At 41.4% G+C, this 766-nt stretch carries 1 protein-coding gene; it reads right to left on the bottom strand.

The window, feature by feature from the left end; all coding sequences use genetic code 11:
- Positions 1-766 (bottom strand): hypothetical protein (locus tag BBG47_RS28270; RefSeq protein WP_065294488.1); only part of this gene is annotated, 766 nt, incomplete at both ends.

Genomic DNA, 766 nt, shown 5'->3' with positions numbered 1-766 from the left:
GTCCATATTGAATAATTCCTTGGCAAGCGGTGCAACCACGTCTTTAGCCTCTTTATCCGTAATTTCTTTATTAGTCGTTACCGCTTTACGCGTTTTATGAGATACCTTAGTGAGTTCTCCCCTCTCCATCTCGACCAATACATCTTTATCCTCAAGCATCCATCCAATGCCGTTAGTTAGCTGAGCGTTTGTAACCATCAAATCATGATTGAATGCCGTTTTTGTCGCTTTTACTGCCGTTTCCAGGAGCTTCGGATCGAGCTCTTCCTTGGTAAACTGTATCTTAAAACCACCAACAGTACCTTTTAGCTCTTTAGCGGAATTTTCCTTTGCAAAGGAAACATCAAAATCTTTCCCTGTCAACGTATACGACAAATTCGCACCTAGTTTTTCTTTTTCGCCATCATAGCCTCGCTGCATAATCACTTCTTTGTTAAAGGCATATGTTTTATTTGCATATGCTTTTTTTAACACTGTCAAGATTTTCTCCTGATCCTCTTTACTGATTTTATCGATTGTGACCTTTTCATCAATCCCCCATATTTTACCGTTATCAATGATAAAGCGGATAGCATATTTTCCGTCTACGGAATCAACCTTGGCACTCGGAGAGAATTCTATCTTCTCACTGAAATTCTTCAGCTTGATCTCTTTCCCTGCATATATTTTGATAGCTTTTTGCAGCTTGGCGGCCAGCTTCTGGTCGATTTGAACCTTCTTATTATCCGCTTGCTTCTGCTCTTGCGCAGCCGCGGCCCCTGCAGGA

The sequence above is a fragment of the Paenibacillus sp. KS1 genome (genome assembly GCF_001680695.1).
In the GTDB taxonomy this organism is placed as follows: domain Bacteria; phylum Bacillota; class Bacilli; order Paenibacillales; family Paenibacillaceae; genus Paenibacillus_B; species Paenibacillus_B suaedae.
This window is presented reverse-complemented; position numbering and strand designations above follow the sequence as displayed.